This window comes from Crateriforma spongiae (assembly GCF_012290005.1).
GTDB classification, from domain to species: domain Bacteria; phylum Planctomycetota; class Planctomycetia; order Pirellulales; family Pirellulaceae; genus Crateriforma; species Crateriforma spongiae.
In genome coordinates this window covers 15,591-39,687 of sequence record NZ_JAAXMS010000011.1, presented here as the reverse complement: position 1 = coordinate 39,687, position 24,097 = coordinate 15,591, and the positions used below count along the sequence as shown (strand labels likewise).

Here is a 24,097-nt window from a genome sequence, read left to right as displayed (position 1 = left end):
AGAAGGTATCGCGTTGGCGGAGCAAGCGAGGATTCTTGAAACCGTTTGAACGAATCATGGAGGGGTGTTCAGCTTGGCTGGGTGGGATGATTGGCGGGGCCGATGGGTGCGTATCGACCACTTCAGTTTAGCCGACACGGTATCGCCGGATGTCTGGCGAATTTTGAGGCATCCCATGATTGCCAGCGGGCTTTGGTACCATTAACGATCCACCAACGGTCTTTCATCCGGACCGCACCCTACGCCGCCACGGTTCGTCTTCCATGCGTCTAAATTTTTTGCGATTTGCCGATCGTATTCACTCGGTCCCCTGCCCTGCACGACGGTCGTCTGTTTTGGCCAACACGTTGCAGTTGGCCGCGATTGCGATGGCGGGTTTCGTGACGCTGGCAGTGGTAACTCACGGCGTCGCCGATGAACCATCGTCCGGTTCAAACGCCGTTACCGTGACCGCTGAAGACTTTGGGGCGATGTCTGACGGGACGCGGGTGCAGCGGTTCACCATCGACAACGGTACGTCGGTTCGGGCGAGTGTGATCAGCCTGGGTGCCACGCTGCAGAATGTCGAGACCGTCGATCGCGACGGCCAGTGGGCCAGCATCACGCTGCACCGTGACACGCTGGACGAGTACTTGGCCGGTCATCCGCTTTTGGGCAGTGTGGTCGGTCGGTACGCCAACCGGATCTCCGGTGCATCGTTTCGCATTGATGGCGAAACGTACGATCTGACAAAGAACGCGGGAAAGCACCACATTCACGGCGGCGGCAAGACGGGCTTTCAAAACCAATTGTGGGCCGCGGAACCATTCACGAAGCCCGATCGAGCGGGCGTGCGATTGCGGCTGACCAGCCCTGACGGCGAAGCGGGCTATCCCGGAACCTTGAAAGTCACGATGACTTACGCGGTGACATCCGACGGGCGGCTGATCATGGATTACCGGGCGACGACCGATGCGGCGACGGTTGTGAATCTGACCAATCACGCTTACTGGAACTTGGCCGGTGCGGACACAGAGTCCACGGTCGCGGATCACATCGTCACATTACAGGCGGATCAATACTTGGTGGGTGATGAAAAGAAGGTTCCAACGGGCGAGATCCGATCCGTCGATGGTGGGCCGATGGATTTTCGCCAGCCGCGTGCGGTGGGCTCGCGACAAAGCGAAACAGATTACGGAATCTACGACCATTGTTATGTCATCCGGGGCTGGGATGGCAGTTTGCGAAGGTGCGCCAGTGTTTACGAACCATCGTCGGGGCGCACGATGAGGGTCCACACCACACAGCCCGGCGTCCAGCTTTACACGGGCAATCCACAGGGCCTGTGCTTGGAAACGCAGCACTTTCCCGATTCACCCAACCAGCCAAAATTTCCGTCGACTTTGCTGCGTCCTGGTCAGACGTTTCGCGAAATCACCGTGCACACATTCGGTGTCCGCAACGATTGATTTCCTCCTTGGTGGTGGGCGCATTTCGGGAACGGAAGGATGCGATAAATTGTCCACATGAACAAAAAGCAAATTCGAATTTCCGCGGTGACGCTGTTTTCGGCGTTGATCTTGTTGGCCGGGCCGTCCGGATGTGATCGGCAAACGGAGACGCCAGAGACGACCGAGCGACGCCCGGAGAGTTTTCGGACGAAGTATCGTGCGTTGATCCGGTCGAGCAACTTGGCGGCAGCCGATGAATTGGTCGTCGCGGAAATGGTCCGTCGTCCGGACGATTTGGAAGTGCTGCAACTGGCGGCGGAGCTGTCGGCCGAGCGTGGCCGATGGGACGAAGCGGCCCAGCGATACCAAGCCTTCATCGAATCGGGCGCGACGGTCGACGACAAAATTCGCCAGCAATGGATCGACGCCCGATGTGCCGCCGGCGACGTGATGCTGTGTATTGAAGAACTGCAACATACGGACGAGCCGACGGAGTTCGAACGTCGCCAATTGAGTCGTCTGGCTGCGATCGTCGGTGATGTTTGGCTGTCACAGCAAGCGATGTTGGACTTGCTGGATGCCAGACGCATCGAGCCGTTGGAAGCCGCGTTGTTGACGTGTTTCCGTCAACCTCGCGAGACCAACGACGAATTCATCCAGGCGGCGTTGCAAAAACACCCGACGGATCAACGGCCGGCGATGGCGGCGGCCGTCCGCCAATGGCTGGCTCAAGACCGTGCATCGGCCATCGAAGTCTTGGAACCAATCGTCCAGCAGCATGCTGATTATCGACCGGCGATCGGACTGCTGGGGTTTTTGTACGCTGATTCTGCGGATTTCCAGTCGCTTCGAGAACTGCTTCAGGAGTTTTCTCCCGACAGCATCGACCGAGCGGAGTATTGGTACGCCCTCGGCGTCGCCAATCAACAATCGGGGGCCAACGAAGCGGCGATCGGAGCGTTCGCAAAATCCGTCGACGATCCGTTTTTGGGAATGCTGGCGTCCGGACGCATGGCGACAGTTTTGGCGGCCGCTGGAAAGCTGGATTCGGCCAAGGCGTTCACGGCGGATGATGCCACCTACAAACAACTGTGCATGGCCCAGGGGACGTTTCTGAACAGCGGCCAGCAATCGCAGAAAGCTTGTTTGGAGATCGCGCAATTACTGGCGACGCTGGGACGCGAACGTGAAGTCCAGTTTTGGACTCGGCTGGCGTCATCGCGAACCAGCGAGCCGGTAGATGATTTGACCGCGCAAACACGTTCGATCAACCGTGCGGCTCGAACCTCCGATCGCCGCAACCTCTTGGCCTCACTTCGCCAAGAGTATCCAGTCGTTGCATCGGAGCTGGAGCCCACCGACACAAACGACGTCGCGGACACGGCATCGGGCCGAATTCCCAGTGTCGACTTTGAACAATTGACGCCGGTTCGGTTGATCGACGAAGCGAAACAACGCGGGCTGGAGTTCACGTTCAACCACGGCGAGCCCGACGGATCGCTGGGACGATGGATTTTGCACATCACCGGCGGTGGCGTCGCGGCACGCGATTTTGATCGGGACGGATGGCCGGACATCTTGATGACGCAAGCGGGCAGCGACCCACGTTCCGGCGGCGCGACGGAGACCGCCGGCACCTCCGATGCATTGTTTTGGAACCATGATGGGAGGTTCGCGCGAGCGCCCGACTGGGCCATTGATTCGCGGGGATACGGCCAGGGCGTGGCGGCCGGTGACGTTAACGGCGACGGGTTTGATGACTTGTTCATCGCGACGGTGGACCGAAATCGGCTGTGGATCAACCGCGGGGATGGCACGTTTCGTGACGCGACCGACGAAGCACAGATGACCAGCCGCCAATGGTCGTGCAGCGTGGCGATGGCTGATTTGAATGGCGATGGGCTGAGCGATCTGATCGAGACCAACTACACCGAAAAGCCGGCCTCGCTGGATTTGCCTTGCTATGACAACGATGGCGAACTGACCGCATGCATGCCGTTGGCGTTCGGTCCGACGCCGGATTATTTGTGGCTATCCAACGGCGACGGGACCTTTCGCAACGACGGCGACTGGGACGAACCGTCACGACAAGGCCGCGGCTTGGGCGTTTTGGTGGCCGACGTCGATGGCAGTGGCGAATTGGATGTGTTGGTGGCCAACGACCAATCGGCCAACCATCTGTGGCAACGTCGTGATGATCGCTGGGTGGATATGGGAACGCTGCGAGGGCTGGCCGTCGGTTCGGCTGGGCGACCGCAGGGATGCATGGGCATCGCGTGGGGTGACCCGGATGACGATGGCGACATGGATCTGGTGGTCACGAACTATACCAACGAGCACAACAATTTCTTCGTCCAGCAATCCGCCGGGCACTTCATTGACCGGGCGGCGATGAGTGGGATGACCGACATCTCGTTGGTCATGCTGGGGTTCGGCGTCGCGTTGACCGACTTGGACGTCGACGGTCGCGACGAAGTCTTCATCGCCAACGGCTTGGTGAACAAGAACACGGACCCGGGATTACCGTTCAAACAACCGGCGCAGGTGTTGCGAACGTCGGGCATCCGGTTGTGGGACGACTTGCGAACCGAAGGCACCTATTTGGAAGAACCCCATGTCGGCCGCGCGATCGGACTGGCGGATTTCAATCGCGATGGTCTGACCGACATCGCGATCACGCACTTGGGTGAACCTGCGGGGCTGTTGATCAATCACAGTGATGTGGAAACGCCGGACCGATGGATCGCTTTCGATTTGGTCGCCAGCAACGGTGATCGCGACGCCGTCGGTGCGACGGTGACGGTGAAAACCAATTTGCGTAATCGCGTCATTCAGCGGGTCGCCGGATTCGGTTACCAGTCGACGCACGACCGAGTTTTGAAGACCACGCTGGCGTCGGGCGAGACGATTGAATCGGTACAGGTCCGCTGGCCCGGCGGCGGGACGGATGACCTGGGACCGCTTGCGGCCGGAAGCGTTTGGCAGCTTCGCCAGGGCGAATCGGATCCGATTTTGCTGGGCGGATTGTCGGCCGGGCAATAGTCCAGCCGGAACCCTGGGGGGCTCTTCACCAGGCCGGCTTTTCTGGATCGCCCCGCACTGATTGACCCTACAGAATCTGGTGCGGTTCCGGTAAGTTGATGCCAAAATTCAAGACTCCGACATTGAAAGCAAAGATGACGACACGCAAAGGTTCGGATTTCGCTGGCTTATCGGTCGCCATTGTGACGCCGTTTCGTGACGGCGAAGTCGACTATGGACGCCTTCGCGAACAGGTCGAATTTCAGATCGCAGCCGGCATCACTTGTCTGGTTCCCGCCGGTACGACCGGTGAGAGCCCGACGCTGTCGCACGATGAGCACGAGAAGGTGATCGGCGAAGTGATCCAAATCGCTGCCGGTCGCTGCAAAGTGATGGCGGGAACGGGCAGCAACAGTACCGCCGAAGCGTTGCGATTGACCAAACGCGCGGCGGCCGAAGGTGCCGACGCGACGCTGCAGGTCGCCCCGTATTACAACAAGCCGACGCAGGAAGGGTTTTACCAGCACTTCAAAGCGGTGGCCGAAGCCGTTGATATCCCGGTGTGCGTCTACAACATTCCCGGGCGTACGGGAAAGAACATCGAAGTCGACACGATTGCGCGGCTGAGCGATGTTCCGGGCATCACGATGGTCAAGGAAGCGACCGGTTCGCTGGACCAGTGCACCGCGGTTTTGGGATCGACCGACCTGACGGTGCTGTCGGGCGACGATTCGTTGACGTTGCCGATGATCAGTGTGGGTGCGGAAGGCGTGATCAGCGTGGCGGGCAATATCGTCCCGGGCGACATGAGCGAGTTGGTTCAAGCGGCCGTGGCCGGTGATTTGGCGACGGCCCAGCGGCTGCATCACCGTTTGTATTCGCTGTGCAGCAACATGCTGGGACTGGCGACCAACCCGATTCCGGTCAAAGCGGCGATGGCGATGCTGGGGCGTGACAGCGGTGAATTGCGATTGCCGATGACGCCGCTGGACGACGCCGGCAAGGAGAAGCTGGCGGCGACTTTGAACGCGTTTGGGATTTCGGCCGCGGCGGTTTCTTGAACGTTGGGTTTGACACGTCGGAACAGGTTGCGAGCTGTTATTCGGAGCCTGAGGGTATTACAACAGCAGCCCTCCCCTCGCTTAGGCTCGACCCTCCCGGAGGGAGGGTGAATTCGTATGGGCCGGGCCGCTGACGCGTCACGGCTCACGTGGAGGGAGGGTGAAGGACGGTTTGATTTTACCCTCCTGCTCTGCGGGAGGGTCGCGAAGTGAGCTCCAGCGAACTCACGCGGGGAGGGTGTGCGGTGGCGAGAAAGACGAGCGAACAGCGTCTGATCAATCATGCACGTCAGCGCAGAAGTGAGTCGACCACCTCCGAAGGGCTGCTTTGGAGTTTGCTCCGTGGCAAGCAGTTGTGCGGACTCAAGTTTCGACGTGAACACCCGGTCGGATCGTTCATCGCGGATTTCGCTTGCGTCAGCGAGCAACTCGTCGTTGAAATCGACGGCGGGTATCACGACGAGAATGCCGAATCCGATTTGCAAAGGCAAAAAGCGATCGAAGGCTTGGGTTGGCGAGCCATTCGGTTCACCGACCAAGAGGTCGAACAGGACGCTGAGGCGGTATGTCGCGCGATCGCGAGTTTCTTGGAAATTCCGTACGAGTTTCGCAAGAGAGCGCTGGGTGGATCCGGGTTTCGCAGCGTTCATGCGTCGCCCGCGAAGAGAGGTAGGGAAGGGAGACACGGCCCTCCCCTCGCGTAGGCTCGACCCTCCCGGAGGGAGGGTGAAGGACAGTTTGAATTCACCCTCCTGTTTTTGGGAGGGTCGGAATCGAGGAACGAGATTCCGGGGAGGGAGTTTGGGGGTGGGGCGGACGCTACTTTCGCGGGAGCGAAAGGCGACGATTTGAGCCGCTGGGCGCTAGCCGCGGGTTCGGTTTGTCGATGCGACGCGGCCCTCCCCTCGCCTAGGCTCGACCCTCCCGGAGGGAGGGTGAATTTGTGGGGGCCCGGCCGCTGACGCGTCACGACGTACGTGGAGGGAGGGTGAAGACGGCGACTATAGACCCAGGTCGCCGAACAGCGGTGTGCTGAGATAGCGTTCGCCCAGGCTGCACATGATCGTGACGATTCGCTTGCCTTTCATTTCCGGTCGAGCGGCCAATTGGGCGGCAGCACACATGTTGGCACCGCTGCTGATCCCCGCCACGATGCCTTCTTCCTTGGCCAGCTTGCGGCCCCAAGCGAACGCGTCTTCGTCGTCGACTTGGATCACGTCATCAATGATTGCGGTGTCCAAATTCTTGGGGATGAAGCCGGCACCGATGCCTTGGATGCGGTGCTTGCCTGGCGACCCACCGCTGATGACCGGCGAATGCTTTGGTTCCACCGCAATGGCTTTGAAGTCCGGATTGCGTGACTTCAGATAACGTGCGACCCCGGTGATGGTTCCGCCGGTGCCGACGCCGGCGACGATCGCATCGATGTTGTGATCGCTGTCTTCCCAGATCTCCGGTCCCGTGGTCGCTTCGTGGATCGCCGGGTTGGCCGGGTTTTCGAACTGTTGTGGCATGAAAGCACTGTCGGTCTGGGTGACCAATTCGTGAGCCTTTTCGATGGCACCGCCCATCCCGTCGGCGGCCGGTGTCAAAACTAGGTTCGCGCCCATCGCCCGCAACAGGGCTCGCCGTTCGACGGACATCGATTCCGGCATCGTCAGCGTCAACTTGTATCCTTTGGCGGCACAGACGAAGGCCAACGCGATGCCGGTGTTGCCGCTGGTCGGCTCGATGACGTGGGTTTCCGACGTGATGCTGCCGTCTTTCTCGCCGGCTTCGATCATCGCGACGCCGATCCGGTCTTTGACACTGTTCAGCGGTTGGAAAAATTCGCACTTCGCGAACACCGTCGCATGGTCGTCGGGGACCAGGCGGTTGATGCGAATCATCGGGGTGTCACCGATCGCCTTGGCGACGTTGTCAAACGTGTGATTTCGCGGCATGGGGTAAGCCTCTGCGATGCTGGGTGAATGCGATGTCAATGTGCGATGGATGGGTGCGACCGCCGCGCCGCGACGTGAACGCGATGATGCGGGTACCGAGAAGCGGATCTGGATGAAACCGAATCCGATTCCGCATTTCGGCCCGAAAGAGCGTCATGATACGAATTTTCCGCCGCGCGTACGGTGGGGGACACCGTCACAAAAGTGATGGCGGCATGATTCGTCGGAGACATCGGCGGTGACTTCATCCGTGAAGTGCCCGTGAATGTTCAAAAGAAGACCGAACGCGCTCTAAATCAGTGCCCACGCGGCGAATGCCGAAGCGTCATGCCAGGGCAGTCGGACGATGACACGCGGATTCGAGTGCAAGTATCACCACCACCCGGGCGATGATCGCTTCGCAAACGTGATCAGGCGACGTTCCAGGTGTCGCCCGAATGGAACAGGGTGTTCAAATCGCCTTCGCCCTTTTCCCGCTTCGCCGTCGTGACTTGATCGTTGATCTGGTCGTTGTAGGTGGCAACGCCGTCGACCTGACGCAAGATGCCGAACGGTTCGGGCATCACCGGGTAACGCATGCGAGCCAGCATCATTTGGATCGACGGATCCGGGTTGTGGGCGTCGTGAATCAGCAGATCATCGGCGGGCACGTCCGCGGTGTCGACGACTTCCAAGTGGTTGCCGGTCAGACGGATCCCTTTATCACGGTTTTCGCCGAAGATCATCGGCTTGCCGTGTTCCAGTTCGATGATGTTGTTCGGACGCTGTTTCTTTTCCTGGGCGTACGCCATCGCGCCGTCGTTGAAGACGTTGCAGTTCTGGTACACCTCCACCAGCGACGTGCCCTTGTGCTGGGACGCAGCCATCAGCATGTCGCCGAGGTGCTTGACGTGGGCGTCCATGCTGCGCGCGACGAAGGTGGCCTCGGCGGCCAATGCGATCGACAGCGGGCTGAGCGGGTGATCGATCGAGCCCATCGGGGTGCTCTTGGTGATCTGGCCTTCGGCGCTGGTCGGGCTGTATTGGCCCTTGGTCAATCCATAGATCCGGTTGTTGAACAAAACGATGTTGATGTCCAAGTTCCGGCGGATCGCATGGATGAAGTGGTTGCCGCCAATGGACAACGAGTCACCGTCGCCGGTGATCACCCAAACCATCAGATCGGGCCGAGTCGACTTCAATCCGGTGGCAAACCCCGGTGCACGTCCGTGGATGCTGTGCATCCCGTAGGTGTTCATGTAGTACGGAAAACGGCTGCTGCAACCAATCCCGCTGATGAAGACGATCTTTTCACGCGGCACGCCGACGTTGGGCAAGACTTTCTTCATCTGGGCCAGGATCGAATAGTCGCCACAGCCGGGGCACCAGCGGACGTCTTGATCGGAGGCAAAGTCGGTGGCTTTCAGAACGGGCAAAGACATGAGTGGCTCGGTCTTGCAGGAGAACGTTGAAATGTCGGGGTGGCAGCGAAGGAACGGAACGGCAGGTCGATCGGTGAAGCGTCACGCGAGTCTCCGGTGCAAACGCCTGTTCGCAACCGAATCACAGATGACACGGTGACCGGATCGATCTTATCCGGCTTTGCTTTTGCGAGCCGGCGCGGCGTGCGACTGGATCGCATCGACCAGTTCGTTCACCGTAAACGGCTTGCCTTTGATCTTGTTGATGCCGATGCAGTCGACCAGGAATTCGCTGCGTAACAGCATCCGCAGCTGTCCGGCGTTCAATTCCGGCACGATGACTTTGCGGAACGATTTCAACAGCGTGCCGATGTTGCGTGGCATCGGGTTCAGGTAACGCAGGTGCGCGTGGCTGACGTCGTGTCCGTCCATCCGGGCACGGCTGACGGCGGTGTGACAGGCACCGTAGGTCCCGCCCCACGAAACGACCAACACGTCACCGCTGGTTTCACCCAACACGTCCTGTTCGGGAATCCGGTCGGCGATCCGAGCGACCTTTTCCGCGCGGGTTTGAACCATGTGTTGGTGGTTGTCTGGGTCATAGCTGACGTTGCCCGTGCGGTCTTCTTTCTCCAGACCGCCGATGCGGTGCATCAGTCCGTCGGTTCCGGGAACGGCCCAAGGTCGCGACAGGTTTTCGTCACGCTCGTACGGCAAGAACGGTTCTTCGCCCGACGTGGCCGGCGGGTGCTGGATCGTGATCTTGGGCAACGAATTCATTTCCGGAATCTTCCACGGCTCGCTGCCATTGGCGATGTAACCGTCGGACAACAGCATGACCGGGGTCATCGTTTCAGCGGCGATTCGCCAAGCCTCGATCGCCATGTCGAAACAGTCCGCGGGCGAACACGGAGCCAAAACCGGCATCGGGGCTTCACCGTTGCGTCCGAACATCGCTTGCAACAAGTCGCTCTGTTCGGTCTTCGTGGGCAAACCTGTGCTGGGACCGCCACGTTGGACGTTGATCACGATCATGGGCATTTCCATCATCACGCCCAAGCCCATGGCTTCGCCCTTGAGCGCGATTCCAGGACCGCTGCTGGCGGTGACTGCCATTTCGCCGCCGAACGCGGCACCGATGGTGGCACAAATCGCGGCGATCTCGTCTTCCGCTTGGAAGGTTCGCACGCCGAAGTTCTTGTGCTTGGTCAGTTCGTGCAGGATGTCGGATGCGGGCGTGATCGGATAAGTGCCGTAAAACAGTTCTTTACCCGAGATCTTTGACGCCGTGATCAGCCCCCAAGCCAACGCCTGGTTGCCCATGATGTTGCGGTACGTGCCTGGCTGCAATTCCGCAGCGTCGACACTATACGATTCGCCAAAAGCTTCGGTCGTTTCGCCGTAAGCCCATCCCGCACGCAGTGCCGCTTCATTGGCCGCGACCACGTCTGGTTTCTTGTAGAACTTTTCTTGGATGAACCGCAGGGTGGGTTCCAAGGACCGGCCGAACAGCCAGTACACCAACCCCATTGCGAAGAAGTTCTTGCAACGATCGGCGTTTTTGGCGCTCAAGCCGTGTTCTTCCACCGCGGCTCGAGTCAGCTTGGTCATCGGAACCTTCACCAATCGATACGACTGGTTGATGATGTCCGATTCCAGCGGGTCCGATTCGACCTTGGCCAGCTTGAATTCTTTCGCGTTGAAGCCGTCTTCGTTGGCGATCAAGATGCCGCCTTTGCGAAGATCGCCCAGGTTGGTGACCAACGCGGCCGGGTTCATCACGACCAGGGCGTCCAGCGTGTCGCCGGGCGTGAAGATTTCTTCCGAAGCGAACTGCAACTGGAACCCGGACACACCGGCGCGAGTCCCACGCGGGGCGCGGATCTCCGCAGGGAAATCGGGGAATGTCGCGACGTCGTTGCCGGCCAGCGCGCTGGTGTTGGTCAGTTGGGTGCCCAACAACTGCATCCCATCGCCACTATCGCCGGCCAAACGAACCGTGATCCCGGTAACCGAACGCACCGATTTTCCGGCGTTGTCGGATACTTCGGTGCCGGAGACGTCGTTGGCCAGGGGACCGGGTTGGGATGCCGTCATGGAAAAACCGTGCAAAGGCTTGAGTGTTCAAAATGACAGCCGGCAATGAGGTTGCCGCGGTCAATGACGCGACAATTTTGCATCCGCCAGCGGGTTGTGGCGGTTGTGCCCTTCGTTCGAATCGGGCCGGCCGTGTGGGATGTATCGATCATTCCGGATCGGATACTTGTTAAAAATTCTATAATTCGGACCGAGCACGGCTAGTTCAGGATCACCGGAAGGTCGGATTTTCCACGCTCTTTACCCGATTTGCCAACTTTGCGAGCCCGCTTCGATCTGCCGCAGCGTGGCAAATCGTCAGTTTTGACGCAAGAGGCTGCTGAGAACGGTTCTCAACAGAAAGGGTCGAAGTTGGGGGTGATGGACGGTTTGATTTCACTCTCCTGCTCCGCGGGAGGGTCGGAATCGAGGGACGAGATTCCGGGGAGGGTGTGAAGGATGATGCGGCCCTCCCCTCGCTAAGGCGCAGCCCTCCCGGAGGGAGGGTGAAGGATGGGGGCCCGGCCGCTGACGCGTCACGGCTCATGTCGAGGGAGGGTAATGGATGGTTTGATTGCACCCTCCTGCTCCGCGGGAGGGTCGGAATCGAGGAACGAGATTCCGGGGAGGGTGTGAAGGATGGCACAGCCCTCCCCTCGCTTAGGCTCGACCCTCCCGGAGGGAGGATGAAGTGGGGTGGGGGCCCGGCCGCTGACGCGTCACGGCTCACGTCGAGGGAGGGTTGGAATCGGGGAACGAGATTCCGGGCAGGGTGTGCAATATGATGCGGCCCTCCCCTCGCCAAGGCTCGACCCTCCCGGAGGGAGGGTGAAGTGGGGTGGGTGGGCTGGCTGCATTTCTCGTTCAGTCAGTGGGCCGGGAAACTACTTCGCGCATCGCCTTAGGACGGCGTCGAAGCGGTCGACCAAAGTGTCCCACCGGAAGTTTTGGCGGACGTCATTGCGAGCACGATCGGCGACGGCGGCCGTGACATCGTCGGGGCGACCGGCGAATGCGGTGATGCCACCGGCGATGCCGGCGACGGTGTTTTCCACCAGCCAGCCGTTTTCTCCATCGCGAATGATCTCTCGCGGGCCGCTGGGACAATCGACCGACACGCAAGGCACGCCCACAGACATCGCCTCCAACAACGCCGACGGGAATCCTTCGTAGCGACTGGGCAGCACAAACAAATCACACCCGGCGTACATCGGCCAGATCGGGCGGCACCAACCGGGCAATTGCACCGCCGCGTCGACACCCAAACGCTCCGCTTGTTCGATCAACGCATCCCGCTGGGATCCTTCGCCGACAATCCGCAACGACATTGCTTGATCGGTTTCGCTAACGCCCAGCGCAAACGCCTGGATCAACCGATCGAATCCCTTTTCTGTTTCCAGACGTCCGACGGCCAGGATCCGAAGCTCCGAATCACCACGCGACCGCTGGCATTCATCGCGAAGTGGACCGGCATCGTTCGGAGCCTCCACGGCGGACGGGATCACATCAATTTCGCGGCCGGTCATCTGACGCAGCGTCGCGGCTTGGCCATTGGTCTGCGCGACCACCGCGGCGGCACGACGATAGGTCATGTTTCGAAGCCGATCGCCAACCGTTCCCAACGATTGCATCGCGGGATCGCTGCGTTCGGCAACGACGACGGGAATCGCCAGCCCCTTGGTCGCCAACAGCACTTTGACGTTGTTGGAATCACAGAACGAAAGCACCACGTCGGGCCGTGAGTGCACGATGGCGTGGCGAATGGCCTTCAATCGGCTGGCCGCTGCGACGGCGCGGCGGAAGATGCCGGGCGGCGGCTCGTGTTCGGCCATCACGTTCAGATCAACACGGGCAACGTTCGGGGCGACATCGTGCCGATCGTCGTTGCCGCTGCCCAAAGTGATCAGAGTGACCTGATGACGCGTCGCCAACTTTGACGCCAGCGCGGCCATGACGCGCTCGGCACCGCCACCGGCCAGCGAGTGAATGAAGCAGGTGACGCGCAGCGTAGCCCCCACCGACGCGGGCTGTGACGCGTCGGAATCGGATCGGGCAAGCGGATCGGATGCATTTTCATCCAAATCGGCGGCTGAACGATCAGGCAAAGCGGGCTTCTCCGGTTAAGTCCAAATCCTCGGAATCTGTGGGCACTTTCAATTGAAGCGGTGCGGTGGGGCAATTAGCGTGGAACCAGTGCGTGGGGTGCCGTTCTGGCTTGACTTTGATGAAACCGTTCGGTCGCACGATGGTCGTCGCGATCGAATCAACAGTGATCCGCCCCCCTTCGAGGAACTTACGGAGTCCGATTCAGATGAGACGATTATTGATTGCCGCGATTTTGACGGTCATGACGGTTGGTATGGCCGCCGACCGCGCCGAGGCGAACCAGCCTTATCCGTACGGATTCGGATTCCAACCGTTCGGATTTTATCAGCCTTACGGCGTTCGCTATCGTTCCCGCACGCCCACGCCGCCCTATTTCGCGCTGAATCCACCGGTCTATTACGGTGCTCGGTATTCGCGACCTTATGGGATCAGCCCTTTCGCCGCCTATCCGACCGCCGCGGCACCGTCGGGTTACCAAGGCCGATTGCGGACCGATTTCTATGAAGGTCCTCAAGGTTACATGAACTATCACAAGACCTTGAACCCGACCGCCAACCCGTGCATCCACGTGTCTAGCCGAGCGGATGAGCTGACGTCCAGCGTCGCCAAGGGACCGATTCGCACCAATCCGTTCGTCACCGATGCGGCCGCCAAGCCGGAAGATGACCAACTGGTGGCGAAGTAGTCGTCGCAGCAATCCTTCCAGGCCTCTTCCCATTGCCCGCCGGTGCGTAAAATACGTTCGGCCCGACGGTCGATCGGTGCCAATGCATTTTGTCCGGAGAGTGAACGCCCATGCCTTTGTATGAATACGAATGCAAGACGTGTGAAAAGACGGTGGAGGTCTTGGTCCGCAATGAATCCGAAGAGCCGGAATGCCCCGGTTGTGGCGACCATGACTTGGAAAAACTGATCAGCGTTCCGGCATCACCCGCGGTGAAATCCGCCGGCGGCAGCAGTCTGCCGATGGCGGGCGACTGTGGCGCCCCGGGTGGCTGTTGCGGTGGTGGTGCCTGCGGAATCTGATCCAGCCAAAACAAAGTGCCGTTGCGAACACTCACGGTGATTCGCGACGGCATTTTTTTAGATCGTCGTTCTGTGACGGCAATGTCTGAACGACCACGCTGTGCGGATGATCGGTTGCAACCGCTTCCTGGTCGACGTGCGGCCTATTCGTCGGCGGCCCGTATGAACGAAGTCAGCACGGGGTTGTACGCACAGATTTCGTCGTCGTTGAAGTACAACGCCAATTCACGCGCGGCGGCTTCTTCGCCATCGCTGGCGTGGACCAAGTTCATTTGACGGCTGCTGCTGAAGTCGCCACGAATCGTGCCGGCCGCAGCGTTCAATCCGTTGGTCGCGCCCAGCATTTCTCGCACAACGCGAATCGCTTCCAAGCCTTCGATCGCCATCGCAACGATCGGGGCGGAAATGATGAAGGCTTCCAATCCAGGATAGAACGGTTTTTCGACGTGTTCGGCGTAATGCTCCTTGGCCAACGTCGGCGTGACCTGCAGCATCTTCATCGCGATGATGTTCAGGCCCTTCTTTTCGAAACGGCTGATGATTTCGCCCATCAGACGACGTTGGACCGCATCGGGTTTGAGCAAAACGAGGGTGCGTTGCATGGTTCTTTCAAAAAGTCATGAAGGGTGATGGCGTGTGAATCGTGGGGATGATCCACGTCGCCGAAAATAGCCAGCCGGATCGTTGGCCGGCCGATGACGCGGCGTAGTATGAAACCGCAGTGCCGGATCGGGCAACGGGACTACAGCCCCGCGACCGGGCATCGGCCGTTACCAGGGCTGGCGAATGAATTGGTCACCGGACCGCAGAACCGTGCGAGTGGAACCGTTACCGGCGGCGGGATTCGACCGTGTGCGTTGGCCGCCGGATGGCAACCTTGACGGGCGGTCTTGGGCGGCCGGTCGCGGGACGGGAGTGGAGTCGGATGACGGTGTCGCGGATGGAAGCCGGACGGGTCGCAGCGTTTTGCGATGCACCCGCTGTTTCCATTCCTGCCACGTCGGTTTGCGGGTCTGTTGCAACAGCCGATCCAAATCGTCCAAGTCGCCCGACTGGACTGCGTCGATCAACGTTTCCGCATCGTCGTCGCGTCGAGGCAGAACCGGACGTTCGCCTGCATCGCGCACCGAGGGCGGCACGATCAGCAAGTCATCGTCGTCCGCCGGGTCTTGGCCCAAAAACAAGTCGGATTCCGGCTGGTAGATCGTCGACTGCGCGGGCTCGGGCAGTTCCGCCGCGGGTGCTTCGGTCACGGGCAAATCACTTTCGACTGATTCGTCCGAAGGTGACTGGATCGATTCCACATCCGACGGTTGCGGCGCGGAATCCAACAGAGCATCCGCGTCCGTGTCGGCCTCCGCATCACTGGTTTCCGAATCCGACGCCGAATCCGGTGGACCATCGGGCAGGTCATCCACGGACAAATCGCTGGGACTTTCAATCGACGATTCTGGTTCAGCCGGATCGGGCTGTTGGTCGATCACCGGCGGCAACAACGTCGCTTCGTCACCGTTCCATGGCGTTGACGGTGCGGGCGCCGGGGACGGCATCATCTGGCCGCTGTCATGCATGACCGATGGATCGGTCGGCATGCCGCAAGACCCGCACTGACACGACGAAGTCCCCAGCGATGGTTGCAGCGCAGGACCGCAGGAGTCACAGCCGGTCGACGAATCGAACAGATCATAAAAGCTAATCGCCGGCACACGGTCGCCACAACGTCCACAACCACACTGTCCCGTTGCGCACAGGCCGCGTTGGAACCATTGCCCGCCGCATTGGCCATCGGCGCAGCCGCGAAACCGGTCCAGCGGGCTTCCGTACAGGCTGCTGTAGCTGCGCGGCGGCATGTCGGCCAGCGGACGAACCCCGGAACTTTGACAGGCGTGATATCCGTCACCCCATCCACAACCTTGAGCCCGCTGCCATCGCTGGAACGTTTCCGGATATCCCGCCGCGGCCACAGTCAAACCCACGGTGGCGGCGGCGGCAAGGATCGCCATCACACGGCCGGTCGCGGGCGGGCATAGCCAGTGGTACAGCCGTTTTCGTCGTTCGTTCATGACAGCGTAACCAACGGATGATTCATGGAAGGTCGTGGGGAGGATCGCGGCCGAACACCAAGCGTGTGATCGCCGCACATCAACGCTTGTTCGTCTTGCGGCCGCCGCCAGAATCAGTTGGCTGTTTCAGGTTGCAACGACTGCACTGAACGTTCCGTTTAAAGTCGAAACGTTGCACCGGAGTTGTCGGTCACAAGGATCGTGGCGGTAAAACAGGCACCGATGCAAACTACCATCGCCAAACGGAGAAACCTTATCCGGCAACAGAGGGGGATGTGACGTAAGTTTGCCCGGATGGGATCACAGGTCGATTCCGTTCGTTCGGCCTTGGCCAATACATTTCAATCAAATTGCGAACTACCAAAGAAACGGGGCTGCGGTGACTGACATGCCAAAACAACAAGCCAACCGAAAACGACTGCTGATCGACCCACAGGTGCAATGGGCCCTGGCGCTACGCGTGCTAATGCACTGGGGGATGCTGATGGTTTGTCTGTTGATGGCCAACACGATGCTGACGCTGCTGTCGATGGCCGGCGAAAAACCGTTGACCGGCGCGGTGGGCGAAGCGGTCCGTCATCAAGTTCCGTTGATGCTGGTATTGCTGGTTTTGATCCCCGTCTTCATTCGCGACACGCTGAAGCTTAGCAACCGCTTTGCCGGGCCGATGTACCGTCTGCGGATCGCTTTGAAAGAATTGGGTGGCGAGAACGGCGAAACCAGGCCACTGAAGCTGCGGGATGGTGATTACTGGCAAGAAGTTGCCGGTGAATTCAATGCCGTGCGTGACCGCATTGAACAATTGGAAGCCGAAAACCAAACGCTTCGCATGGCCGAACACCCGCCGACGCAGGCACCGGCCGAATACACATCGCTGTAGCGCAAGGTTCGTTCAACGACGTCGGGCGAATCAACGGCCGTCGTCATGTTCGGTCTTGCGACCGCCGTTCAGTATTGCGACCGATCGGCCGAATCGAACGAATCGTCGCTTAGATCGACAACGGTCGACAGGCGATCAAAATCACGCAGCATTTCTGCCAAGCGTTCCATCGGCAAACCGACGACGTTCGACTCGCTGCCAGTACCGACGATTTCCAACCAGTCGTTGCCGTCTTGAAATCCGAAGGCACCGGCTTTGCCTTCCCAGCGGCCGGAATCCAAGTGATCCGTCAACGTCGCGTCGCTGATGGGCTTCATCTGCAACTCCGTTCGCACGACGTCCACTACACATCGACCGTCGGTCGATCGCCACAGGCAGACGCCGGTGAACACGTCATGACGACGCCCGCTCAGTCGCCGCAGCATCGCGGCGGCATGATCGCGATCATCCGGCTTTCCCAGAACCAGTCCGTCACAAGAGGCCACCGTGTCGGCCGCCAAGACGACGGCATCGTCGCACTTTCGCACGACATCCAACGCTTTGCGAAACGCATAACGGGCGACCAATTCCGGAGCGGTCACGCTGCTGCATAATCCGCATTCGGCATCATCGCCGGCGGGTTGGACGGAAAATCTGTAACCCGCCGCCTTCAACAACTGGCTGCGCCGTGGCGATCCGCTGGCCAAAACCAGTGGCAGGCCGCCGGGAACGTCCGCGTTGGGCAACCCGTTCATCAAGGGCAATGCGTGTGGTGAGGATGATTCGTCCGATGCCGCCATCAAACCGGCCCGTTCCCATTGTCTGCACCGGAGTCGTCATCGTCGCCGTCGGCGTTATCGCTTGGTGGCGGTTCCTGCGGCTTGAAATCCTGATTCGGATCATACGAATGCGACTGACCCTGGGGCGGTTCCTGGCGACGCTGGCTCAATTGGTTCACCGCGCCCTTGAGCGAATCCAACAAACGTGGGACTTGGCCGGCGGAAAGAAACACGCGCGCACTGACGGCGGATTGGGGGAAAAAGCTGGTCAAGAAATCGAGGCCAAACTCGTTCGCGCCATGGCCGATCATCACACCGTTGGCATAGGTCCCGCTGAGCACTTCATCGGGCAGTTTCAAATCGTCATAGATCTCTTGCGGCGACGGCCGCCGCGCGTTGGGATCCTGGGGCGGCTGGTTGGGCTTCGGCGGGTCACCGAAACGGTTGCGGTACAGATCGATGTTCTTTTCCAACGCATCGATGAACTGAGGCATCACGTTGTGCGGGATGACGATCCGCCGGGCAATGCGATGGGGCCGTCCGATCGTCTGCAAAAAATCGACGATGAATTCGCTGGGGCCGGTCATCACGATGGCCCCGGTGCTGAAACAACCGTCGGCGACGTGATCGGGCACTCGCGCCCGCAGGGCTTGATTGGCGGGTTGTTCGGGCTGGGACGGATCGGGTTCGTTTCCGGTCATCAAAATTCCGGCGGCATGAAGATATCGGTCGGGGCGGACGCCACGCATGGCCGCCCGCACGGGGGGCGGCATTGTATCGGCTTTGCGTGACGATCGTTACCCGCAAGCGTGATGGATCACGACTTCGACGCATCGGCATTGTCACGGGCGTACCGCTTCAGACGTCGGTCCAGGGTGCTGCGTTCGATGCCCAAAATGGCAGAGGCTTTGGATTTGTTGTTGCCGGTGTGCCGCAGGACACGAAAGATGTGATCTTTCTCCAAATCCGCCAAAGTCCTTTCAACGGGCCCGCCGGGCACAGAACCGTTTGAATCAGAACCCGCCGACACATTCCGGCCGCCGGTCGTCGGCGATCCCGCGGTGGGCAGTACCAGATCGTCCGCGTCGATCACCGTGGTGGTGTTCAGCACGACGGCGCGTTCGATCACGTTCTTCAGTTCGCGAACGTTGCCCGGCCACGTGTGGTCCAGCAAACGCTGTTTGGCGGCATCGGTGAACGCTTCGATCTTGCGTCCCATTTCCTGGTTGAATCGCTGCAGAAAAAAATCGGCCAACCTCAAGCAATCGTCACCACGCTGGCGCAGCGGCGGCATCAAAATCTCGACGACGTGCAATCGGTAATACAGGTCTTCGCGAAACGTGCCTTCGGCCACCATCGCCTGAAGGTCACGGTTCGTCGCGGCGACAACACGCACATCGGCGCGAATCGGGCGGTGGCCGCCGACACGTTCAAACGGATGGCCTTCCAAGACACGCAGCAACTTGGCTTGCAAGTCGGCTTCCATTTCCCCGATTTCGTCCAGCATCAGCGTGCCGGTGTGCGCCGCTTCGAACTTGCCCTGCTTGCGTTCGGTCGCGCCGGTGAAGGCACCTTTTTCGTGACCGAACAGTTCGCTTTCCAGCAACGTCGGCGACAACGCGGCACAGTTCAGGCACACCAACGGGCCTTCGCTGCGGGCACTGGCGTGATGCAGTGCCGCGGCCACCAATTCTTTGCCCGTCCCCGATTCGCCGCGAACCAGCACGGTCGCGTTGGTCGGTGCGGCCAGCGAGATCTGGCGGCTGACTTCGACCATCGCGTCGCTTTCGCCGATCATGCGAACGCGTTGGCCCAGACGTTTTTGCAGCTGTTTCAACTGGTCGCGGGTCCGATGCAATCGCCGACCCAAGTTTTGCGATTCGGCCAAGGCACGCAGCGATTCCCCCAAAACCTCCGCCGCGGTAACGGCAAATTCCAGATCCGACGAATCAAAATCGCCTCGGTCGATCCAGGCGGTCAGGTGGATCACGCCCCAGATTTGTTCCGCCGCGTCACGCACCGGCAGCACGATGACGCTTTCGACATTGATTTCGCCGCGGCTGTCTTCGGTGGCCAAGTTGGCATCGCCGGCCGCATTGCGAGCCAGAACCGCCTCGGCGTCCACCCGTTGGGCCGATGCGATCAACGGATCAGGCGGACGTCGGTAACTTCGCTGGGACGTCTGGCGGGTGGCGATCAGCCGTGGCAAATCGCCCGCCGCCGCATCGCCATCGCTGCCTGCGGTGGAGTCATCGGCCTTCCCGGCGACCGGTTTTTCACGCAAATACACGCCCACGGTCGACGGCCGGACGTGCCGAACCAGACAGTCCAACGTGGCTTCGGCCCGCTGGACCGCCGACGTCATGCGTCCCAGCTCAAACGCCAAACGCAATAGCGACGCGCTGCCGCCGCCCCCATCGCCGCCGGATCGTCCCGCCGAATGACCTGTCGATTGCCCCGCCGAATTTCCGTGCAGCAAACCGCTGTGTCGCTGACGACGGGTGATTTGTGGCGTCGCGGCGGCCCCCGCGGACGAATCGTCAGCCAAAGAAATCTGGTCCTCGGTCATCTCCGCCGAAGATTCGATCGCCGCGTCAACGGCCCCTGGCGAAACGCCGGGGTCGATGGTGGTGGAAAAAATGATCGAGTGGCCACCAATTTCGATGGTGTCGCCATCGCAAAGTGCCACCAACGGCGGGTCGCCCTTTAATTCGACGCCGGAAACGCGGGTGCCATTTCGGCTGCCCAGGTCTTCGATGCACCAGCGACCGTCAAAGAAGACGCGGGCGTGACGTCGGCTGGCTTTTTCGCTGCGGATGACGATCTGGTTGGACGACGATCGCCCCAAAATCGCCTCGCCGCGTCCACCGGATCCGGAGCCGTCACCACCCGTCTGGCCGGCTTTGGCATCCGCTTTATTCCCGCCGCCGGGGGCCTTCAATCGGTACACGTCGCTCCACCGACCGGCCCAGCGGGCGATCAAATAGGCGGAAGTGGCGGTGACCGGGGCGTCGCGTCGCCCGGAGGTCGCGTCGTCAGAATCAGAAGCGGAAAGGTTCAAAGCGTTGGGAAGACCCCGAAGGTTCTGTTGTAAGCGGTTTTGCAGCCAATTATTCTAGCCGGTGACGTCGTCCGAAAAGATCCGTCTGGAAAGATCCACGCGACCGCCCCAAACCAGCCGTCGTCGACTTTTTGGCATCTTGCGCGGACGGACACGACCGGATCCGTCAAACCCTTCGGGCTTTTCGATCCCAAGTGGGCCTTTTGTCCCAACTTTCCCCCCATCTTTTCAATCGTTGACCGCCACCAGTGTCGCGCCAACTTGCTTCGGAGATCCATTCGATGGAATCGGGTTCGCAACGAATTTTTCGCATTCCCACCGCCCTTCGGGCCGCCACGCTGTCGCTTGCGATGGCGTTGGTCACTGCCGTCACCGTGAATGCCGGCGGGTTCGGTGGTGCCAACACCGGCGCCGTCGGGGGTGTGGTGATTGATTCCGAAGGCATTGTGCGTGCGGCCACGGTCGACGAACAACAAGACTTTGCCAACCGCATCCGCGCCCTGTTGGACGCACCGGCGGGCGATTGGAACGAAGCGTCCGACATGCGGGTCGTCTCCCTGCGTGGGCTGCAAGACCAAGTCGCCAAGGCTCGTGCCGAAGGCCGCCCGATCCCAGACGAAGTGTCGTTGATGGCCGGCCTGACCCGCATCGAATACGTCTTCGTCGACTCCGATCGTTCCGACATCCTGGTCGCCGGCCCCGCGGAACCTTGGAAACTGTTGCCCGAAGGCTCGATCGTCGGGACCAAGACCGGCCAGACGATTCTGCGACTGGACGATTTGGCCGTGGCCCTTCAAAGCGTCGAAATGGCTCGCCAGCAAGGCATCCTGTGTTCGATCGAACCGACCGCCGAAGGCCGGGCGAACCTGAAAAAGATGCTCAGCCGCGTCGCCCTGCGTCCCGGCCAAAACCCGTCTTACCTGGTCCCCGCAATGCGTGAAGCCTTTGGCCCGCAACAGGTCCAGTTGGCCGGCATCCCGGGTGAAAGCCGCATGGCACGCACGCTGGTTGCCGCCGACTTTGAAATGAAGCGTCTGGCGATGGGATTGGTCGATTCGCCCGTCCGTGGATTGCCCAGTTATCTGGACATGGCCAAGAATTCCACGCAAAGCCGATCCAGCAACCCGCGTTGGTGGATGGCATGTGATTACGACAACCTGCGTCGTAGCGACGACGGTCTGGCTTGGAAAATCAGCGGCCAAGGCGTCAAGACGATGACCGACAACGACTTGATCGAAGCCGACGGTCGTGCGGTCGCCGCCAATCAAAAAAGCAAAGTCGCCCAGCGTTGGGCCGACCTGATGACCCAACAGTTCAACGAATTGGCCAAATCGATGCCGGTCTTCAGTGATCTGCAAAGCACGATGGACATGAACGTCGTCGCAACGCTGATCGTGCAAGAACGCTTGGCAGAAAAGGCCAACCTGGACCTGACGATCCTGAGCAGCGACAAAGACACGCTGGACTTGGGATCGTACTTCGTTCCCGAAGAAATCCCGCCGCATTGCAGCTTCATCCAAGGCGTCAACGGCTGGATCGTCACCGCATCGGGCGGCGTCGACATCAATGCGTTCCAGATCGTGGAAAAGCAAACGGTCGACGCGAAAGTCGCCGATGTCCGCACCGCGACCTTGGCCGCCGCCGGCGACCGCTGGTGGTGGAACAAGTAGGAACAGGGGACAGGTTAGGACGGGTCGCAGGTGACAGGTTTTTGAAAACCGGTGACCTGTCGACCTGAAATGCCGTCGGCCTTCTACCCAAACAACTTCGTGACCGCGGACGCTTTGACCAGTTCGCGGGGCTGGTTCAGGTGGTTGTAGACGATCGTTTCGGGGTCGATCCCGAACGCGTGATAGATCGTCGCCAAGATTTCCGCCGGATGCACCGGTGATTCCAAGGGGGCCGAAGCGGTTTTGTCGCTCTTGCCGTGGACGTAGCCGCGGCGAATCCCCGCTCCGGCGATCACCGACGTGTAACAGTACGGCCAGTGGTCGCGGCCGTCGTCGGAGTTGTTGTTGCCGCTGGTGCTGACGCCACGCTGCGGACTGCGGCCGAATTCGCCGATCGCCACGACCAGCGTTTCGTCCAACATCCCGCGGCTGTCCAAATCTTCGATCAGCCCGCTCAGGCCCTGATCCAGCATCGGTGCGGACTGGTCCTTCATGCGTTTGCTCAGCCCGCTGTGGTGATCCCAACTGTGGTTGTCGCTGTTGGCAACCTTGGGCCAGATCACTTCCACGACTCGCGTGCCCGCTTCGACCAAACGCCGAGCCAACAGGCAGCTCTGGCCGAACGTGTTGCGACCGTAACTATCGCGGATCGCATCGCTTTCCCGGCTCAGCTCGAACGCCTCGCGTGCCTTGCCGCTGACGATCAACGACAACGCCTGTTCGTACCGGTTGTCCAGTTCATAGTTTTCAACCGCTTGGTTGATCGCAGGCATTTGCCGGTTGACCAGTTCGCGGAGACTGGCGCGACGCTGCAACCGCACGTCAAAGACGTTTTCACGCAGCGTCAGATCGTCGATCTTGATCCGCTGCATCTTCGCCATGTCCATGTCGTCGCCGTCGGGGTACAGCGTGTACGGATCGAACGATTTCCCCAGAAAGCCGGCCGTGCCGCCTTTGCCGACGACGTTGGATTCTTGCAGCGGTCGCGGCAGCATGACGAATGGCAACATCGGTTCGTCGACCGGACGCATTTTGATGATGTTGCTGCCGAAGTTCGGAAAGTCCTTGGGCGACGGCGGTTCCAGCTGTCCCGACGGGCTGACCTTGTCCGTCGTGTACCCGGTCATCATCTGATAGATCGCTGCGGTGTGATTGAACAAACCGTTGGGCGTGTACGACATCGAACGGATCATCGTGAACCGATCGTTCAGCTGGCTTAGCCGTGGCAAGTTCTCGGTGAACTTCACGCCAGGGATCTTGGTGCTGATCGGCGAAAACACGCTCTTCACATTGTCCGGCACGTTTTCCTTGGGGTCCCAAAGGTCCAGATGACTGGGGCCACCCTGCAGGTACAGCATGATGATGTTCTTGGCTTTGCCCCATCCGGGACCGCCGACGTGTGCCGCAGGTTGCTCCGATGCATCCGCCTGTAATCGCATCAGGTTTGGCAGCGTCAGCCCCAACATGCCGATCGAACCGACACGAAGGAACGTGCGTCGCGTTCGCCCCAGGTGCGGATCACACAAGTCTTTGGCGGCATAGCCTTTGAAGGAAAGCATGGCAGTGCACCTGAAATTCTTTGAAACGAAAAATCTTCGAAAA

18 protein-coding genes are annotated in these 24,097 nt (G+C 60.2%); 8 read left to right on the top strand and 10 right to left on the bottom strand.

Annotated elements, in window-relative coordinates; genetic code table 11:
- Nucleotides 1–263: 263 nt before the first annotated feature.
- The 4 genes from HFP54_RS23090 to HFP54_RS23075 all read left to right on the top strand — a co-directional run bounded on the left by HFP54_RS23090 (nucleotide 264) and on the right by HFP54_RS23075 (nucleotide 6,216).
- The gene (locus HFP54_RS23090; RefSeq protein WP_206036359.1) at nucleotides 264–1,448 is read left to right on the top strand and encodes an aldose epimerase family protein; all 1,185 of its coding nucleotides are present in this window, start codon (nucleotides 264–266) and stop codon (nucleotides 1,446–1,448) included.
- A gap of 57 nt (nucleotides 1,449–1,505) precedes the next feature.
- Complete coding sequence (locus tag HFP54_RS23085) at nucleotides 1,506–4,472, top strand: CRTAC1 family protein (RefSeq protein WP_168566967.1); 2,967 nt, start codon at nucleotides 1,506–1,508, stop codon at nucleotides 4,470–4,472.
- Between the two features lie 134 nt (nucleotides 4,473–4,606).
- Nucleotides 4,607–5,512: a 4-hydroxy-tetrahydrodipicolinate synthase gene (gene dapA, locus HFP54_RS23080; protein WP_168566966.1), complete on the top strand. Its 906-nt coding sequence runs from the start codon at nucleotides 4,607–4,609 to the stop codon at nucleotides 5,510–5,512.
- Nucleotides 5,513–5,757: 245 nt separating this feature from the next.
- Nucleotides 5,758–6,216, top strand: a complete 459-nt coding sequence (locus tag HFP54_RS23075; protein ID WP_315853961.1) for an endonuclease domain-containing protein — start codon at nucleotides 5,758–5,760, stop codon at nucleotides 6,214–6,216.
- A 297-nt stretch (nucleotides 6,217–6,513) separates the two neighbouring features.
- Here the strand turns inward: HFP54_RS23075 and cysK are convergent, their stop codons facing one another.
- The 4 genes from cysK to HFP54_RS23055 form a co-directional block, all read right to left on the bottom strand.
- A complete protein-coding gene (gene cysK / locus HFP54_RS23070; RefSeq protein ID WP_168566965.1) occupies nucleotides 6,514–7,455 on the bottom strand; it encodes a cysteine synthase A in 942 nt (313 codons plus the stop codon).
- Nucleotides 7,456–7,865: 410 nt separating this feature from the next.
- Nucleotides 7,866–8,876, bottom strand: a complete 1,011-nt coding sequence (locus tag HFP54_RS23065) for a 2-oxoacid:ferredoxin oxidoreductase subunit beta (protein WP_146413522.1) — start codon at nucleotides 8,874–8,876, stop codon at nucleotides 7,866–7,868.
- A 150-nt stretch (nucleotides 8,877–9,026) separates the two neighbouring features.
- Nucleotides 9,027–10,952 carry a 2-oxoacid:acceptor oxidoreductase subunit alpha gene (locus HFP54_RS23060; protein ID WP_168566964.1) on the bottom strand — a complete coding sequence of 642 codons (1,926 nt, stop codon included), beginning with the start codon at nucleotides 10,950–10,952 and terminating at the stop codon, nucleotides 9,027–9,029.
- An 863-nt stretch (nucleotides 10,953–11,815) separates the two neighbouring features.
- Entirely contained in the window at nucleotides 11,816–13,036 is a 1,221-nt protein-coding gene (locus HFP54_RS23055) for a glycosyltransferase (protein WP_168566963.1), read from the bottom strand.
- 206 nt (nucleotides 13,037–13,242) lie between these two features.
- On the opposite strand from HFP54_RS23055, the gene HFP54_RS23050 reads away from it, so the two are divergent.
- Together HFP54_RS23050 and HFP54_RS23045 are read left to right on the top strand one after the other, a co-directional pair.
- Nucleotides 13,243–13,722: a hypothetical protein gene (locus HFP54_RS23050; RefSeq protein WP_146413525.1), complete on the top strand. Its 480-nt coding sequence runs from the start codon at nucleotides 13,243–13,245 to the stop codon at nucleotides 13,720–13,722.
- A gap of 110 nt (nucleotides 13,723–13,832) precedes the next feature.
- Entirely contained in the window at nucleotides 13,833–14,063 is a 231-nt protein-coding gene (locus tag HFP54_RS23045) for an FmdB family zinc ribbon protein (protein WP_168566962.1), read from the top strand.
- 143 nt (nucleotides 14,064–14,206) lie between these two features.
- On the opposite strand, the gene ndk is transcribed toward HFP54_RS23045, so the two are convergent.
- Nucleotides 14,207–14,665 (bottom strand): nucleoside-diphosphate kinase, encoded by a 459-nt coding sequence (gene ndk, locus HFP54_RS23040; RefSeq protein ID WP_168566961.1) that lies wholly within the window; start codon nucleotides 14,663–14,665, stop codon nucleotides 14,207–14,209.
- Nucleotides 14,666–14,833: 168 nt separating this feature from the next.
- Nucleotides 14,834–16,126, bottom strand: coding sequence for a hypothetical protein (locus HFP54_RS23035; protein ID WP_168566960.1), 1,293 nt, complete (start codon nucleotides 16,124–16,126; stop codon nucleotides 14,834–14,836).
- Nucleotides 16,127–16,505: 379 nt separating this feature from the next.
- Here HFP54_RS23035 and HFP54_RS23030 point away from each other — a divergent pair, with 379 nt between their 5' ends.
- A complete protein-coding gene (locus HFP54_RS23030; RefSeq protein WP_146413529.1) occupies nucleotides 16,506–17,006 on the top strand; it encodes a hypothetical protein in 501 nt (166 codons plus the stop codon).
- Between the two features lie 68 nt (nucleotides 17,007–17,074).
- Here HFP54_RS23030 and HFP54_RS23025 read toward each other — a convergent pair whose 3' ends face one another.
- The 3 genes from HFP54_RS23025 to HFP54_RS23015 all read right to left on the bottom strand — a co-directional run bounded on the left by HFP54_RS23025 (nucleotide 17,075) and on the right by HFP54_RS23015 (nucleotide 20,825).
- Nucleotides 17,075–17,740 (bottom strand): Maf family protein, encoded by a 666-nt coding sequence (locus HFP54_RS23025; RefSeq protein ID WP_168566959.1) that lies wholly within the window; start codon nucleotides 17,738–17,740, stop codon nucleotides 17,075–17,077.
- Nucleotides 17,741–17,784: 44 nt separating this feature from the next.
- Nucleotides 17,785–18,465, bottom strand: a complete 681-nt coding sequence (locus tag HFP54_RS23020) for a DUF3467 domain-containing protein (RefSeq protein WP_168566958.1) — start codon at nucleotides 18,463–18,465, stop codon at nucleotides 17,785–17,787.
- Between the two features lie 116 nt (nucleotides 18,466–18,581).
- Entirely contained in the window at nucleotides 18,582–20,825 is a 2,244-nt protein-coding gene (locus HFP54_RS23015) for a sigma 54-interacting transcriptional regulator (protein WP_168566957.1), read from the bottom strand.
- Nucleotides 20,826–21,106: 281 nt separating this feature from the next.
- Between HFP54_RS23015 and HFP54_RS23010 the strand changes: the two genes are divergently transcribed.
- Nucleotides 21,107–22,495 carry a DUF1598 domain-containing protein gene (locus tag HFP54_RS23010; protein WP_146413532.1) on the top strand — a complete coding sequence of 463 codons (1,389 nt, stop codon included), beginning with the start codon at nucleotides 21,107–21,109 and terminating at the stop codon, nucleotides 22,493–22,495.
- A gap of 83 nt (nucleotides 22,496–22,578) precedes the next feature.
- On the opposite strand, the gene HFP54_RS23005 is transcribed toward HFP54_RS23010, so the two are convergent.
- On the bottom strand, nucleotides 22,579–24,054 hold the full coding sequence (locus HFP54_RS23005) for a DUF1501 domain-containing protein (RefSeq protein WP_145298370.1): 1,476 nt from the start codon (nucleotides 24,052–24,054) through the stop codon (nucleotides 22,579–22,581).
- Nucleotides 24,055–24,097 lie beyond the last annotated feature (43 nt).